Annotated in this window: 13 protein-coding genes, 2 pseudogenes and 1 other annotated feature; of the genes and pseudogenes, 5 read left to right on the forward strand and 10 right to left on the reverse strand. The window is 52.3% G+C overall.

The genetic code is table 11. From position 1 onward, the window contains the following. Nucleotides 1-44: 44 nt before the first annotated feature. Both mog and tal read right to left on the reverse strand, forming a co-directional pair. Nucleotides 45-632 (reverse strand): molybdopterin adenylyltransferase, encoded by a 588-nt coding sequence (mog, locus tag ACQ86O_RS01120; protein WP_431223799.1) that lies wholly within the window; start codon nt 630-632, stop codon nt 45-47. Between the two features lie 247 nt (nt 633-879). Further along, nucleotides 880-1,833 (reverse strand): transaldolase, encoded by a 954-nt coding sequence (tal, locus tag ACQ86O_RS01125; RefSeq protein ID WP_431223800.1) that lies wholly within the window; start codon nt 1,831-1,833, stop codon nt 880-882. Between the two features lie 378 nt (nt 1,834-2,211). Here tal and ACQ86O_RS01130 point away from each other — a divergent pair. Together ACQ86O_RS01130 and yaaA are read left to right on the forward strand one after the other, a co-directional pair. After that, nucleotides 2,212-3,644, forward strand: a pseudogene (locus tag ACQ86O_RS01130) (alanine/glycine:cation symporter family protein). Nucleotides 3,645-3,746: 102 nt separating this feature from the next. After that, entirely contained in the window at nt 3,747-4,523 is a 777-nt protein-coding gene (yaaA, locus tag ACQ86O_RS01135; protein WP_431225623.1) for a peroxide stress protein YaaA, read from the forward strand. A 40-nt stretch (nt 4,524-4,563) separates the two neighbouring features. On the opposite strand, the gene thrC is transcribed toward yaaA, so the two are convergent. From thrC to ACQ86O_RS01160, 5 genes are all read right to left on the reverse strand, one after another. Further along, on the reverse strand, nt 4,564-5,853 hold the full coding sequence (gene thrC / locus ACQ86O_RS01140; protein ID WP_431223801.1) for a threonine synthase: 1,290 nt from the start codon (nt 5,851-5,853) through the stop codon (nt 4,564-4,566). Between the two features lie 3 nt (nt 5,854-5,856). Next, nucleotides 5,857-6,786 (reverse strand): homoserine kinase, encoded by a 930-nt coding sequence (gene thrB / locus ACQ86O_RS01145; protein WP_431223802.1) that lies wholly within the window; start codon nt 6,784-6,786, stop codon nt 5,857-5,859. A gap of 1 nt (nt 6,787) precedes the next feature. Further along, nucleotides 6,788-9,247, reverse strand: a complete 2,460-nt coding sequence (gene thrA / locus ACQ86O_RS01150) for a bifunctional aspartate kinase/homoserine dehydrogenase I (RefSeq protein WP_431223803.1) — start codon at nt 9,245-9,247, stop codon at nt 6,788-6,790. Nucleotides 9,248-9,272: 25 nt separating this feature from the next. Continuing rightward, nucleotides 9,273-9,389: a sequence feature (Thr leader region), on the reverse strand. Then, a complete protein-coding gene (gene thrL / locus ACQ86O_RS01155) occupies nt 9,328-9,396 on the reverse strand; it encodes a thr operon leader peptide (RefSeq protein ID WP_071998276.1) in 69 nt (22 codons plus the stop codon). Its footprint overlaps the feature before it by 62 nt. Before the next feature lie 220 nt (nt 9,397-9,616). Then, nucleotides 9,617-10,294, reverse strand: a complete 678-nt coding sequence (locus tag ACQ86O_RS01160; protein WP_431223804.1) for a tRNA/rRNA methyltransferase — start codon at nt 10,292-10,294, stop codon at nt 9,617-9,619. Nucleotides 10,295-10,923: 629 nt separating this feature from the next. Between ACQ86O_RS01160 and arcA the strand changes: the two genes are divergently transcribed. Continuing rightward, nucleotides 10,924-11,640, forward strand: coding sequence for a two-component system response regulator ArcA (arcA, locus tag ACQ86O_RS01165; RefSeq protein ID WP_431223805.1), 717 nt, complete (start codon nt 10,924-10,926; stop codon nt 11,638-11,640). Nucleotides 11,641-11,690: 50 nt separating this feature from the next. Here arcA and creA read toward each other — a convergent pair whose 3' ends face one another. After that, nucleotides 11,691-12,170, reverse strand: coding sequence for a protein CreA (creA, locus tag ACQ86O_RS01170; protein ID WP_431223806.1), 480 nt, complete (start codon nt 12,168-12,170; stop codon nt 11,691-11,693). 345 nt (nt 12,171-12,515) lie between these two features. On the opposite strand from creA, the gene robA reads away from it, so the two are divergent. Beyond that, nucleotides 12,516-13,388, forward strand: a complete 873-nt coding sequence (robA, locus tag ACQ86O_RS01175; RefSeq protein ID WP_431223807.1) for an MDR efflux pump AcrAB transcriptional activator RobA — start codon at nt 12,516-12,518, stop codon at nt 13,386-13,388. Here robA and gpmB read toward each other — a convergent pair. After that, nucleotides 13,385-14,032: a 2,3-diphosphoglycerate-dependent phosphoglycerate mutase GpmB gene (gene gpmB, locus ACQ86O_RS01180; RefSeq protein ID WP_431223808.1), complete on the reverse strand. Its 648-nt coding sequence runs from the start codon at nt 14,030-14,032 to the stop codon at nt 13,385-13,387. The genes robA and gpmB overlap by 4 nt on opposite strands. Before the next feature lie 123 nt (nt 14,033-14,155). Here gpmB and yjjX point away from each other — a divergent pair. Then, nucleotides 14,156-14,589 (forward strand): annotated as a pseudogene (gene yjjX / locus ACQ86O_RS01185) (inosine/xanthosine triphosphatase); the annotation flags it as partial. Nucleotides 14,590-14,715: 126 nt separating this feature from the next. Here the strand turns inward: yjjX and trpR are convergent. Continuing rightward, entirely contained in the window at nt 14,716-15,045 is a 330-nt protein-coding gene (gene trpR, locus ACQ86O_RS01190; protein WP_431223809.1) for a trp operon repressor, read from the reverse strand. Between the last annotated feature and the right edge of the window lie 129 nt (nt 15,046-15,174).

Consider the following 15,174-nt stretch of genomic DNA (forward strand, 5'->3'; position numbering starts at 1 on the left):
TCCACACCAGAACCACTGGATGTTATTCCGCAGATTGCTGAAATTTAGAGGTTTATCTCGCGGCGTGCATTCTTGGGGCGGAATGCTGCTACTACGGCCTCATGGGTCTCGACATAGGGACCTTCAAGCAACTGGATGCAGTACGGCACGCTGGCAAAAATGCCCTGTACCACCCCCTTGCCCTGATCGTCCTTCACCCCTTCCAGCGTTTCCTTGATCGATTTGGGTTGCCCAGGCAGATTGATGATCAATGCCTGCTTGCGGATCACACCAACCTGGCGTGAAAGAATGGCCGTTGGCACATAGTGTAGGCTGATTTGGCGCATTTGCTCGCCAAAGCCGGGCATAACGCGATCGGCGATCGCCAGCGTGGCATCGGGGGTAACATCACGTCTGGCCGGGCCGGTACCGCCGGTAGTCAGCACCAGGTGGCAACCCATTTCATCAACCAGTTCACAGAGGGTATGTTCGATCAGCATTTGTTCATCGGGGATCAGCCGGGTTTCCAGTTTGAAGGGGGTCACCAACGCGCTGCTCAGCCACTCTTCAAGGGCCGGAATACCTTTATCCTGATAAACGCCCCCGGATGCGCGATCCGAGATAGAAACCAAACCAATATGTAATGTGTCCATGATTAACCTCTGTCTGATGCTCTCGGGCAGGTCTCTTTCCTGCCCTGTTATCCTTCGCCGTTTTCAATCGTAAACTGGAAATCGGCCTGGGAGATTGATGGCGGAAGTATAGGGGGTTTGCCTGACAGCGTGGATAGCAGGAATAAAAAAGGTGGCAGAAGCCACCTTTTCCATGCGAATTACCAGGTTTACCTCTCGTATCCCAAGCTGCAGCGTTGTTACCGGCAGCTTGAAATCCCAGGATAAATTACAGCAGATCGGCGATCATTTTTTCCAGCTTGCCCTGGTCTACAGCAAACTTACGGATACCGTCAGTCAGTTTCTCAACCGCCATTGGGTCCAGGTTATGCTGCCAGTAGAACTCAGGTTCCGTCAGTGGCGCCGGGCGCGCTTTCACTTCACCGGTATAGGACAGTTTACGCTCAAGAGCACCTTCGCTTTCTGCCAGTTCTTTCAGCAGCGCAGGAGCGATAGTCAGACGATCACAGCCCGCCAGCTCGATGATTTCCCCGACGTTACGGAAGCTTGCGCCCATCACCACGGTCTCGTAACCGTGCTGCTTGTAGTACTGGTAGATTTCGCTCACGGAAACCACGCCTGGATCTTCATGTGGCGCAAATTCTTTCTTGTCGCCATTGGCTTTGTACCAATCGAGGATACGGCCAACAAATGGAGAAATCAGGTATACCCCGGCTTCGGCGCAGGCACGAGCCTGAGCGAAGGAGAACAGCAGCGTCAGGTTACAGTTGATGCCTTCTTTTTCCAGACGCTCGGCAGCACGGATACCCTGCCAGGTCGAAGCCAGTTTGATCAGGATACGTTCGTTACCGATACCCGCTTCATTATAAAGTTTGATCAGGCGCTTAGCTTTGGCAACGCTAGCTTCAGTATCATAAGACAGGCGGGCATCCACTTCGGTGGAGATACGGCCCGGAACCAGTTTCAGGATTTCCAGACCAATATTGACGGCCAGCTTGTCGGCGGCGTCGGCAACCTGCTGATCGCGATCGCTGCTCTGCTCGCGCGCCCAGGCAATAGCTTCATCAATCAGTTTGCGGTATTCAGGAATTTGGGCTGCGTTGAGGATCAGCGAAGGGTTGGTGGTTGCATCTTGCGGTTGATATAGCTTCATTGCAGCGATATCACCCGTATCCGCAACTACCGTGGTCAGTTGGCGTAGGGAAGTTAATTTATCGGTCATGGTGGCATTATCTCATCGTTTGTGCATGAACTTTTGGCATCGTTCAACCTTGCCTTGCCCTGATAATAACATGCGCAAGGCCCGGTGCAAGGCAGGAAAATCATGCCTGGGTGGCAGTTGTTTTATCCTTGCGCGAGCAACCGGTTACGCGGTAATGATTCGCAATTAACGAATAAATAGAACGGCATTATCGCGCTATCACGGTTGGAAATTATGTTAAATTCACGCTGATTATAATATGTACAGCTAAAATAAACGAAAGGTCCTACCAGGATAACGTCGTACTTTTTTAGCTAAGCTCTTGTAAAAACTGACTCAAGGTATTTTCACACCAAGTGAAAAGCATAAGGCGTTGTAGATCTTGACAAGGAGTGACCTGTGACGGATCTGATTACCTTTATTAACACTATTTTGTGGGGTTCAGTACTGATCTATTTGCTGTTGGGCGCCGGTATCTATTTCACCCTGAGCACCCGCTTCATTCAGATACGCCACTTCTCCCATATGTTCTCTGTGCTGAAGAACAGCACAAAGCGTGACAGTGCGGGGATCTCACCCTTCCAGGCGTTATGTACATCGCTAGCCGCCCGCGTAGGTACTGGGCATCTCACCGGTGTGGCGATAGCCCTCTCTGTGGGTGGCCCTGGCGCCATCTTTTGGATGTGGGTGGTTGCGTTTATTGGTATGGCGACTTCTTTTATTGAAAGTACCCTGGCTCAGCTTTACAAAACCAAAGATGAAAAAGGCCACTACCGCGGCGGCCCGGCCTACTATATGGAAAAAGGGCTGGGAATGCGGTGGATGGGTATCATGTTCTCCTTTTTCCTGCTTATCTCTTACGGCATGCTGTTTAACGCCGTACAGGCCAACTCGATTGCTCAAGCCAGCGTCGTTGCCTTTAACTTTGACCCGTTCTACGTCGGGATAGCCCTGGTTTTTATGAGCGGTATCGTGATCGTTGGCGGTATGCGCTTTATCGCCCAGGTCGCGGAAAAGGTCGTCCCGCTGATGGCTGCGACCTATCTGCTGATGGCCTTGTGGGTGATTAGTCTGAATATTGAGCGCATGCCTGCCATTCTGGCGCTGATTTTTAAAAGTGCTTTCGGCCTTCAGGAAGCGGCTGCGGGTGTGGTTAGTTATGGCTTTGCCCAGGCCATGACGCAGGGGGTACAGCGCGGCTTGTTTTCTAACGAAGCAGGCATGGGATCCGCCCCCAATGTGGCAGCCTCTGCCACACCTTATCCACATCATCCAGCCTCCCAGGGCTATATGCAGATGCTTGCCGTATTTATCGATACCATCGTGATCTGCACGGCATCGGCAGGGATCATTCTGGCTTCCGGGGCACTGGATCAATCCCCGGCCAACATTAGCGGCATCGATCTGATCCAGCGGGCACTGGCCAATGCCATCGGGGCCTGGGGCCCCCCTTTGTTGCCATCGCTATTTTCTTCTTTTCCTTTACCTCGATCATTGCCAATTATGCATATGCAGAAAACAATCTGATTTTCCTGCAGCGCAATCGTCCAGCCGGGTTACTGCTTTTCCGCTGTGTGTCTCTGGCCATGGTGATGTTCGGTACCCTGGCTGATATGCCGACGTTATGGAAAATGGCAGATACGGCCATGGCGTTGATGGCCATCACCAATCTGACCGCTATTTTGTTGCTGTCCGGTGTCGCATTCAAGCTGGCCGACGATTACAACCACCAGCGCTGGCTGGGTAGGCTACCCTCTTTTGACGTCAGCCGTTACCCGGAGCTGGAAGCCCAGCTCGAACCGGGTATCTGGGAAAAGGCCAAACTGAGTTAACCCTTCCAGGGCGTGCGTAAAGTGCGCCCTATTACAGCCATTCCTCCTGATGTTGCGCGCTTTTTGCTACAGTATCCGCATGTTGATAAACAGGACGTGACCATGCTCGTTATTATTTCACCTGCCAAAACCCTAGATTACACCAGCCCACTAGCCACCGAACGTTATACACAGCCCGAGTTGCTGGATAAATCACAGCGGCTGATCAAAATCTGCCGCACGCTCACCCCGGCACAAATTTCTGGCCTGATGGGTATCAGCGATAAGCTTGCTGGCCTGAATGCGGCACGTTTTGGTGAATGGCGGCCAGAATTCACCCCGGATAATGCCCGCCAGGCACTGCTGGCCTTTAAAGGGGATGTTTATACCGGGCTGCAGGCGCAAGATTTCAGCGAAGAGGATTTCGACTTCGCACAACAGCACCTGCGTATGCTGTCTGGCCTGTACGGGGTGTTGCGTCCGCTGGATCTGATGATGCCCTACCGACTGGAAATGGGGATCAAGCTGGAAAACCCGAAAGGTAAGGATTTATACAGTTTCTGGGGCGATCAAATCACTAAAAAGCTCAATGAAGCCTTGGAACAGCAAGGCGATGACGTGGTGGTTAACCTGGCTTCAGATGAGTATTTCAAATCGGTGAAACCGGCAAAACTCCACGGCTCATTGATCAAACCGGTATTCCTGGACGAAAAGAACGGCAAGTACAAGGTCATCAGTTTCTATGCCAAGAAAGCGCGTGGGCTGATGAGCCGCTTTATCATCAAAAACCGCCTGACAAAAAGTGAACATCTGGCAGATTTCAACCTGGAAGGCTACGCCTTTGACGAGGCCGCTTCGGCGGGGAATGAGCTGGTGTTTAAACGCCCGGAACAAGCGTAAAGGGGTTCCCTCTTCCTGAGGAAGAGGGAACGGGCTGGCGTTAAGCTGGCAAGGTCATCAGGAATTGACGCACTTTGGCAAAATCTGCCGGCATGTTATGAGACAACAGCGGCAACTGGGCACGCACAGCCAGAGCATTTGGCAATGGCAGTTCCTGGCCCAGGATCTCCTCCACGCTTTCCTTGAACTTAGCCGGGTGAGCCGTGCCCAGGAACAGGCCAAATTCCCCTGCTTTCAGTTGGTCACGCAGTGCACGGTAGGCGATTGCCGCATGCGGCTCGGAAAGGTAACCCAAAGCCGCCAACTCCTTCATGGTGTCTTTAGTGGTTTCATCACTCACCGCACAATGGCCCAGCTCTTTCAATTGCCAGATTTTACGACGGAACAGCTCTTCCACACGCGGCCAGTTGTTTGGTTGGCTGACGTCCATGGCATTGGACAGCGTTGCCACTGTGGCATGTGGTTGCCATTGGCCGGAAACCAGGAAGCGCGGCACGGTATCGTTGGCATTGGTTGCAGCGATAAAACGCTTCACCGGTAATCCTAAGGATTTCGCCAGCAAACCGGCGGTCAAATCACCGAAGTTGCCGCTGGGTACGGAAACCACCAGTTGATTACGAGCTTCCTGTGGCAGCTGCGCTACCGCTTCAAAGTAGTAACAAATCTGCGCCAGCAGGCGGCTGATGTTGATCGAGTTGGCAGAGTTCAGGTGCACCGCTTCTTTCAGTGCCTGATCGTCAAATGCCTGTTTGACCAGCGCCTGGCAGGCATCGAAATCACCGTCGATAGCGATGGTGTGGATGTTGCCACCCAGGGTGCAGAACAGTTTTTCCTGCAACGCGCTGATCTTGCCCTGCGGGTACAGGATCACCACACGCACGTTTTTCAAGCCATAGAACGCGTGAGCCACAGCCGCGCCGGTATCACCTGAAGTTGCAGTCAGGATGGTGACTGGCTGATCGCCTGCCACTTCTGCCAGCATTTGTGCCATAAAGCGACCGCCGAAATCTTTGAACGCCAGCGTCGGGCCATGGAACAGCTCCAGACAGGCAACATCGCTCTCCACCTGCGCCACCGGGGCCGGGAACTCAAAGGCGGCCTTAACGCGTTTATGCAGCGCTTCTTCACTAATCTCGTCACCGATAAAAGCGGACAGGATTTTGGTACTGCGAGTGACGAAATCCAGCTCCAGCAGGTGGTCGATCTCGGTCAGCTCAAATTCAGGCAGTTCCAGCGGGAAAAACAGCCCCTGTTGCTTACCCAGGCCTTGCTTGATCGCCTGAGCAAAGCTGACCTGTTCGTTATGATCTTTAAGATTGTACAGTTTCATGCGTTATCCCAATAGTCGAGCGCCTGCGGTATCCAGACGGCAAATATGAACAAAACCTTCGTCGTTTTGCAGGTAATGGTTAGTCAGCCAGTCAGCTACGCGTTGCGCCGTTGCGCTGTCTTCACAGACCGCAAACAGCGTTGGGCCGGAACCGGAAATCCCGCAGGCCAGCGCACCAATTTCCTGTGCGGCTTTGCGCGCCTCGGCAAATCCAGGCAACAGGCGAGTACGATAAGGCTCGGCAATCACATCCTGCATCAGTTTGGCCGCCAGGTGCGGTTGTTGCGTATGACAAGCGTGAATAAAGCCAGCCAGATAGCGGCCGTGGCTGATACAGTCTTGCCGCCGATACTGTGCTGGCAGAATGGCACGGGCTTGCGCAGTGGACACCTTAATCCCCGGATACGCCATCACCCACAACCATTCTTTAAAGCCAGGAACTTCCTGGCAGATATTACCTTCTTGTTCCAGCATCAGTTGCAACCCGCCGAGATAGCAAGGCGCAACGTTGTCGTAATGCACGCTGCCGGAAATACGCCCTTCCAGTTCCCCCATCAATGCCAGCAGTTGCATTTTGTCGAGCGGGCGATCGCAAAACTCGTTCATCGCCATTAACCCTGCCACCACCGAACAGGCGCTGGAACCCAGCCCTGAACCGATCGGCATATTCTTCTCCAGGCGCATCGCCACGGGGATTTCACGGCCAATTTCCTGGCAGAAACGCTCCCAGCACTGGTAGACAATGTTCTCTTGCGGATTGGTCGGCAGCTTGCTGACAAAGCGCCCGGAATTTTCCAGGCTGAAGCGGCTTGCCGCCTCTACGCTGACGCAATCCCCCAGCAACGAACCGTCGATAGGGGAAACCGCCGCGCCCAGCACATCGAACCCGACGCTGACGTTACCAATTGAAGCCGGTGCATACACCTTAACCATATTAAACTCCCAACTTCCATGACAGGGTGCGCAGCAGATCGGCAAACACCCCCGCCGCGGTCACATCATTACCTGCGCCATAACCACGCAGCACCAGCGGCAATGGCTGATAATAACGACTGTAGAAGGCCAGGGCGTTCTCGCCGTTCTTAACTTTATACAACGGATCGTTGCCATCTACCGCATCAATACGCACCTGGCAGCGGCCATCTTCGATCGCACCAACATAACGCAATACCTTGCCTTCCTCGGCAGCAGCGGCTACGCGGCGGTTGAACTCGGCGTCCAGCTCCGGCAAGCGGGCCATAAAGCTTGCCACATCACCGCTGGCATCAAACGACGGTGGTAACACCGATTCGACGTCAATATCGCTCAGTTCGAGCGCATATCCGGCCTCACGGGCCAGGATCAGCAGCTTGCGAGCTACGTCCATCCCGGAAAGATCGTCACGCGGATCCGGCTCGGTATAGCCATTAGCCTTGGCCTGCTGGGTGGCCGCCGACAGCGACATCCCCTCATCCAGCTTACCGAAGATAAACGACAATGAACCCGACAGAATGCCGGTGAAACGCGTCAACTCATCACCGGCGTTGAGCAGGTTCTGCAGGTTTTCAATCACCGGCAGGCCCGCACCCACGTTGGTGTCGTACAGGAATTTGCGGCGTGAACCGGCTGCAGCGTTGCGCAACTGCTGGTAATAATTCATCGACGACGTGTTGGCTTTCTTGTTTGGTGTAACCACATGGAAACCATCGGCCAGGAAATCGGCATACTGATCGGCCACCGCCTGGCTGGAAGTACAGTCGACAATCACCGGGTTAAGCAGATGATACTCCTTCACCAGACGGATCAGGCGGCCAAGGTTGAACGGTTCCTTCGCACTGGCCAGCTCATCCCGCCAGCTTTCAAGCCGGATCCCATGCACATTCGTGAGCATGGCACGCGAATTGGCGATGCCACAAATGCGCAGGTCGATATGCTTTTGCTTCAGCCAAGGTTGCTGGCGATAGATCTGTTCGATCAATGCGCCACCGACACCGCCCACGCCAATCACAAAGACTTCAATCACCTGATCGGTATTGAACAGCATCTGATGGCTGACACGCACACCGGTGGTAGCAGAGTCATTGTCAACAACCACCGAGATTGAACGCTCTGAAGAGCCCTGCGCAATCGCCACAATATTGATATTGGCCCGTGCCAAAGCTGAGAAGAAACGTGCTGAAATGCCCCGCAAGGTGCGCATGCCATCACCCACGACCGAGATAATCGCCAGGCGTTCCATCACATCCAGAGGCTCCAGCACGCCATCTTTCAGCTCCAGATAGAACTCTTCTTCCAGCGCGCGGCGGGCGCGTTGCAATTCGCTCTGCGGTACACAGAAACTGATGCTGTATTCGGAAGAAGACTGCGTGATCAGCACCACCGAGATCCTGGCACGGGACATCACGGCAAACACCCGCGCCGCCATACCCACCATCCCTTTCATGCCAGGCCCGGAAACGTTGATCATCGCCATATTGTTCAGATTGGTGATGCCTTTTACCGGGGTATCATCAACTACGCTTTCACCACCGATCAGGGTGCCGGGGGCTTGCGGGTTGGCGGTATTTTTAATCAGGCAAGGTATTTGGAACTGGGCAATCGGGGCGATGGTGCGAGGATGGAGGACTTTTGCGCCGAAATAAGAGAGCTCCATCGCCTCCTGATAGGACATCGATTTCAATAATCTGGCATCTGGTACGGTACGCGGATCGCAGGTATAAACACCATCAACGTCCGTCCAGATCTCGCAGCAATCTGCACGCAGACAAGCAGCCAGCACCGCCGCCGAGTAATCAGAGCCATTACGCCCCAATACCACCAGTTCACCTTTGTCGTTACCCGCAGTAAAGCCAGCCATCAGCACGATATGATCGGCCGGAATGGCTGCCGCCGCGATGCGCAAGGTGGACTCGGCAATATCCACGGTGGATTCCAGATAATGCCCCTGTGCCAACAGTTTCTCGACCGGGTTAATCACCGTAACCGGATAACCCTTGGCCTTGAATACGCCTTCCATGATGGCAATGGAGAGTTTTTCCCCGCGGCAGATAATGCCCGCATTGACGCTGTCCGGGCACTGCCCCAGCAACGCCACACCGTGCAATATCTGCTTGAGCTGTGCGAACTCCTGCTCGACAAGAGCCTTCAGGCGATCGTATTCAAACCCTGGCTGTGCCTGAGCGAGACCGCTGAGTAAATCGGCAAAAATGCGCTCGGCATCGCTCATGGTTGGCAGAATATCAAGGCCCGCTACCGTTTTGTCGATCATCGCCACCAAGTGATTGGTGATTTTCGCAGGCGCGGACAATACCGTGGCTACCTGCCCCTGACGCGCATTGTTTTCCACGATATCGGCAACGCGCAGAAAACGTTCCGCATTCGCTACCGAGGTTCCACCAAATTTCAGCACTCGCATTTCTGTTTCTCTCCTGAATTTATGCCGAAAAAAAGCCCGCACTGTTTAGGTGCGGGCTTTTTCTTCTATTCCTGTGCGCGTCAGCCCGCCCCGTTACCTGTGGTATCGGTGGTGGTAATAATTGTGGTATTCAGGCTGATATTTCGCATTTAGTCTGTCTGTCTCATTAGAATCTCTGTCCCCTCTATTGGTTAAAGCAATCGCTTTCTCAAGTCAAATTATTTCTTTACTTTGCCTATTTACTGCTCAATGACTTACCTGCGCGATGAAACAGCGAAAAAACCAAACAACAGCATAAAAAAATGACATAACCGCTTAAATGCAGTTTATTCAGCTGCATAAGTAATAAATGGCATCAAAATCATTTCATCAATTTTTTTCAATATCATGTAACAGAGTATGCAGCATCACGGTATCACGCTGGTGCAAAACACCCAGCCGCTGATGCAGCCAGTCGCGCAATTTTTGGTCATCTGCCACCTCCAGAGAATTCAACAAACGATCCGCCCGCTGGCGCAATGCCTGCAATTGCCCGGCATCCGCTATAGATTCTTCTGATGCCCTGACCGCCATTAACTCCGCCAACTGATAGCAATACACCATCACCGCCTGCCCAAGATTCAGGGATGGATAATCAGCAACCATGGGTACGCCGGTCAGCAGATCGGCCAACTCCAGTTCCTCATTGGTCAGGCCGGAATCTTCCCGGCCAAAAACCAGTGCTGCCTGTTGCACCCACTGTTGGCGCTCAGCCAATTGGCCGGTCAACTGTTGCGGTGTGCAATAGTAATGAAAGCGTGCGCGGCTGCGGGCGGTGGTCGCCACGGTAAAATCTACACCCGCCAACGCCAGCGCCAATGAAGGGAATGTCTGCACCGCATCCAGAATATCGCCAGCACCATGAGCCACCCAGTGCGCTGCAGGTTGTAAATGAGCCTCGCTGTCAACGATACGCAACGAAGTGAACCCCATGGTTTTCATCGCTCGCGCTGCTGCGCCAACGTTTTCTGGCCGGGCCGGCGCCACTAACACGATATGAAGCTGCATCTCTTCTCCATCAAAATAATGGTAATAGTTCTTTGACTGTTCAGGTTTGTCTGATTATATTTACAAATGTTTAACATAGTACATGCTGAACTATTGATATATTATTAAACAGCACTTTAGATAGATAAATAAGTCGAAACTATCATATCTACAAGTTAACGTTTAATTTTTATTAAAATCAATAAGCTATAAATAAGGCAAAATCAATTTACTGACAATTGTAACGCATTGGGCTTAACAATGCTGAATCGTACACAGAATTTGTTGAACTGTGACTTAACCTAGCCTTTCTGTAAGTGTTTTTCACAAAACTGTTAACGTGCTACAATTGAATTTGATATATGTCAACAAAGCGTAATTTTGTTAGATGATGAATTCGGCACGCACTGTTATATTGCTGTTAATAAGGTTAGGATATGCGCCGTTTTGGCATCATTGGGGTTGTAGAAAATAGCATCCCCACCAGGCTAGCGATCTTGTTGACATTGGTGGAAAGCGCATCAAGAACGAGTTTACGTACTTTAGTCATTTGGTAAGAGGGAACGTGAGCGGTATCTCTGCCCTCCATGAAAAGCAAAGACTTCTGTACTTCCTATTTTCTATTTTGTTGGCAATTTTAGGTAGCAAATATGCAGACCCCGCACATTCTGATTGTCGAAGACGAGTTAGTCACTCGTAACACCCTGAAGAGCATTTTCGAGGCGGAAGGCTACATTGTTCATGAAGCCAATGACGGTGCAGAAATGCACAACATCCTGTCTGAAAATGATATCAACCTGGTTATCATGGATATCAACTTGCCTGGCAAAAACGGCTTGTTGCTGGCACGTGAACTGCGAGAACAAGTCAGCGTCGCACTAATGTTCCTTACCGGGCGTGATAACGAAGTCGATAAAATCCTCGGCCTGGAAATCGGCGCCGATGACTATATCACCAAACCGTTCAACCCACGCGAACTGACCATTCGTGCGCGCAATCTGCTGTCACGCACCATGAATCTGGGCAGCGTCGGCGAAGAGCGTAAACTGGTTGAAAGCTACAAGTTTAACGGTTGGGAACTGGACATCAACAGCCGCTCTTTGATCAGCCCGGCAGGTGAGCAATACAAACTGCCGCGCAGTGAATTCCGTGCCATGCTGCACTTCTGTGAAAACCCGGGCAAGATCCAGTCGCGCGGTGAATTGCTGAAGAAAATGACGGGCCGTGAGCTAAAACCTCATGACCGTACCGTAGACGTGACTATCCGCCGCATTCGTAAACACTTCGAATCTACGCCGGATACGCCGGAAATCATTGCCACCATTCATGGTGAAGGCTACCGCTTCTGCGGCGATCTGGAAGAGTAAGACTCCTCCGGCAAAGGTTCCAGGGGTTCAGCTTGCTGAACCCCTTTGTTTTATTTAACGTCACCCCAGGGGATGATCGGCACTGCGCTCAAAGCATTCTTTGGCGAGCCATCTACCACCCGGTCAGAATAGCTCAGGTAGACCAACGCATTGCGTTTGGCGTCATAAAAACGTACCACTTGCAGCTTTTTGAATACCAAAGACGTACGCTTCTGGAATACCACGACGCCCTGCGCCTTACCGTTCTTGATCTTGTCACTCAGTTCGATCGGCCCAACCTGCTGGCAGGAAATGGCCGCGTCCGAGGTGTCCTCCGCTAATCCAAGCCCACCTTTTATCCCACCGGTTTTAGCGCGGCTGATATAACAAGTTACATTTTTAACATCTGGATCATCGAACGCCTCAACCACAATTTTGTGATCCGGACCGAACAGTTTAAATACTGTATCAACCGATCCTACCTGCTCAGCTTGTGCGCTATTTGCCGCGAAAAAAATTAAACCCAGCAAAAATATCCATCTTTTTTTCATCCACTTAACTCCAAATGTACCGCCAGTTTGAAAAACAGATCTGCTATTAATAACGTTGATGTTTTCGGTCCCAAAATAAGAACTATCTCTTTCCGATCGTCTCTTTTTAACACGAGGAGTGTCAGAAATCTTTCAGAGTCGTGGAAGAAAAAATTGATACTATGCGACATCACTATTTCTTTACGCTTGTTAATGTAATCACCCCCTTACTTTTGAGCGGGATGTTTAAGATACGATCTGCATACAACGCAACTCATTGATGTATCAGTTATTTAGCATCAGGTCCCAACACGATAAATTATAACAATTCAGTTTCCAACACTTAAAGTTCTACGAGGAAGATCTATGGACCAAGCCGGTATCATTCGTGATCTGCTTAGCTGGCTGGAAAGCCATTTGGACCAGCCTTTGTCACTGGACAACGTGGCGGCAAAAGCAGGCTACTCTAAATGGCATCTGCAACGGATGTTCAAAGATATCACTGGTAATGCCATCGGGGCTTACATTCGGGCCAGAAGATTGTCCAAAGCCGCCGTTGCATTACGTCTGACCAGTCGCCCCATTCTGGACATTGCTCTACAGTATCGTTTTGACTCGCAACAAACTTTCACTCGCGCATTCAAAAAGCAGTTTGCGCAAACGCCTGCCCTGTATCGCCGTACTGAAGACTGGAACGCATTCGGCCTTTGCCCGCCAATACGTCTGGGTGCATTCACACTGCCACGTCCTGAATTTATCACCCTGCCGGAACTGCATCTGATCGGTGTGACGCAGAGCTACTCCTGTACGCTGGAGCAGATTTCCAGCTTCCGCAAAGAACTGCGTTCACAGTTCTGGCGCCAATACCTTGGCGAAGCAGAAAGCCTGCCGCCAGTGCTGTATGGCCTGCACCATTCCCGGCCAAGCCAGGAAAAAGACGACGAGCAGGAAGTGCTGTACACCACGGCTCTGGAACCAAGGCATGTGCCTTCCAAAGTTCAAGAAGGTCATCCAGTGGTGCTGCAGGGTGGAGAATATGCCATGTTCAGTTATCAAGGGCCGACCTCCGGGCTGCAGGAATTTATCCTGATGCTGTACGGCACCTGTTTGCCTGCGCTGGGACTGACACGCCGCAAAGGGCATGACGTTGAGCGTTTCTACCCGCTTAATGAACGTAGACCGCCCCAATCGCCACCGAGCGAGGTCAATTGCGATTATCTGATCCCAATCCGCCGTTAGCGCTGGAGCTCATCCAACGCGGGCATGTCCAGATGCGAGACATCGCCCGCAGTCTCAACAATCCAGCCAGAAGCCAGCCATGGGCTTTGCTGATGGTCAACACGAGACAGCGAGCAGTTGCGCAAACGTAAACGGCGTTCGGCGTAGGCTGGCAGCCCAAGCACCGTGCTGATAAGACAGCCCAGAGCGATACCATGGCTGACGATAAGCGGCTTACTGCCTAGCGGCAACTGCAGGCAACTTTCCAGCGCAGCGCGCATGCGCTCGCCCAACTCCATCATAGATTCACCTTGAGGGATACGGCCTTCAGCAGTACCATCGACCATCTGTTTACGCCACTGCTCTTCTTGCGGTGTCAGGCTATCGATCAGACGTTCTTCCAGAACGCCCATATGCAATTCACGCAGCCGGGCATCCATAACAACGTCACAACCACAGGCATCCGCAATGATTTGCGCGGTACGGCGGGTGCGGCCAAGATCGCTGGTAATCACATGCGTAATGCCTTCACGGCAGACGCGCTTGCCAACCAGATGAGCCTGGTGTTCGCCTTTGGCGGTTAATGGGCTATCGGACTGGCCCTGAATGCGACGTGCTGCGTTCCATTCCGTTTCGCCATGGCGAACGAGGTATACCTGTAACATTTTTCTTTTCCGTTATACTGCGTGAAACTTGAGTTTAACTGCGGCCGTGCCTTGTTCCGCACTTACATAGCCATCATAAGCAATGGCAAGACACAGCCTCACTTTAAGGAAGCTAAACCCGTTATGTACCATGTTGTCGCTGCAACTACCAACCCGGCAAAGATCAAGGCTATTCAACTGGCCTTCGAAGATACCTTCGGTGCAGACCAATGCCGCATCGAATCCGTTGACGTCGCCAGCGGCGTTTCACTGCAACCCATTGGCAATGCCGAGACCCGTACCGGCGCGCGCCAGCGCGTAATGGAAGCACGGCAGGTGCGGCCAGAAGCCGACTTTTGGGTCGGGGTGGAAGCCGGGATAGAAGAAAATATGACATTCGCCTGGATGACGGTAGAAAACCCGATGACCCGCGGCGAATCACGTTCTGCCAGCCTGATGCTGCCAGAATCAATTTTACAGGGAATTCGTGCTGGCCGCGAATTGGGCAGTGAAATGGCCTTGCTCACCGGCAATACCGAAGTGAAGCGTCAGGGGGAGCTATCGGTATCTTTACGGACGGCAGGCTGAGCCGCACCAGCGTTTATCATCAAGCACTGTTACTGGCGCTGGTCCCTTTCCACAACCCGATTTATCGCCAGCACGCCAATATCGCCTCGCCAAATCAATAATCTGCTGGGGTGATGCTACTGCGCATCGCCCAGTAATTGTTGTTCCAGCCACTGTTTCAACGCCGGACTCGCCGCTTTGAGACTGTTCGACCCCCGGGTTATTGTGGCAATACCTGCCCCCAGTTCGTTTTTCAGTTCACGCTGGCTCATTTCGCCACGCATCAGTTCCTGAATAATCCGCACGCGTGTCCCCAAAGCGGTACGCTCATCCGGTGTCAGCAGCAGTTGCATCAGCGGCTGATGCAAATCCTGAGCGAACGAGCTCTGCAACAGCGCAACAAAGCGCAGCCAATCCTCATTGCCTTGTTCAGAAAGAGCGGGGTCGTTAAGAGATAATTGCGTCATCACAGCCACCATACTATTTAACTAGTACAGCAGCATAGCATAGACCGGTTGGGCGTCAAAATGCCGGGCTTGGCTGGCACTGCCGCTTTCACCTGCCAGCGGTAGCCAACAACGCTACCGCCGGCAAGG

Source organism: Serratia sp. L9 (genome assembly GCF_050632285.1).
Taxonomy (GTDB): domain Bacteria; phylum Pseudomonadota; class Gammaproteobacteria; order Enterobacterales; family Enterobacteriaceae; genus Chania.

Bases quoted from the DNA above. Each gene is read 5' to 3' on its own strand.
- mog (WP_431223799.1), bottom strand. From the start codon at position 632: ATGGACACATTACATATTGGTTTGGTTTCTATCTCGGATCGCGCATCC.
- tal (WP_431223800.1), bottom strand. From the start codon at position 1,833: ATGACCGATAAATTAACTTCCCTACGCCAACTGACCACGGTAGTTGCG.
- yaaA (WP_431225623.1), top strand. From the start codon at position 3,747: ATGCTCGTTATTATTTCACCTGCCAAAACCCTAGATTACACCAGCCCA.
- thrC (WP_431223801.1), bottom strand. From the start codon at position 5,853: ATGAAACTGTACAATCTTAAAGATCATAACGAACAGGTCAGCTTTGCT.
- thrB (WP_431223802.1), bottom strand. From the start codon at position 6,786: ATGGTTAAGGTGTATGCACCGGCTTCAATTGGTAACGTCAGCGTCGGG.
- thrA (WP_431223803.1), bottom strand. From the start codon at position 9,247: ATGCGAGTGCTGAAATTTGGTGGAACCTCGGTAGCGAATGCGGAACGT.
- ACQ86O_RS01160 (WP_431223804.1), bottom strand. From the start codon at position 10,294: ATGCAGCTTCATATCGTGTTAGTGGCGCCGGCCCGGCCAGAAAACGTT.
- arcA (WP_431223805.1), top strand. From the start codon at position 10,924: ATGCAGACCCCGCACATTCTGATTGTCGAAGACGAGTTAGTCACTCGT.
- creA (WP_431223806.1), bottom strand. From the start codon at position 12,170: ATGAAAAAAAGATGGATATTTTTGCTGGGTTTAATTTTTTTCGCGGCA.
- robA (WP_431223807.1), top strand. From the start codon at position 12,516: ATGGACCAAGCCGGTATCATTCGTGATCTGCTTAGCTGGCTGGAAAGC.
- gpmB (WP_431223808.1), bottom strand. From the start codon at position 14,032: ATGTTACAGGTATACCTCGTTCGCCATGGCGAAACGGAATGGAACGCA.
- trpR (WP_431223809.1), bottom strand. From the start codon at position 15,045: ATGACGCAATTATCTCTTAACGACCCCGCTCTTTCTGAACAAGGCAAT.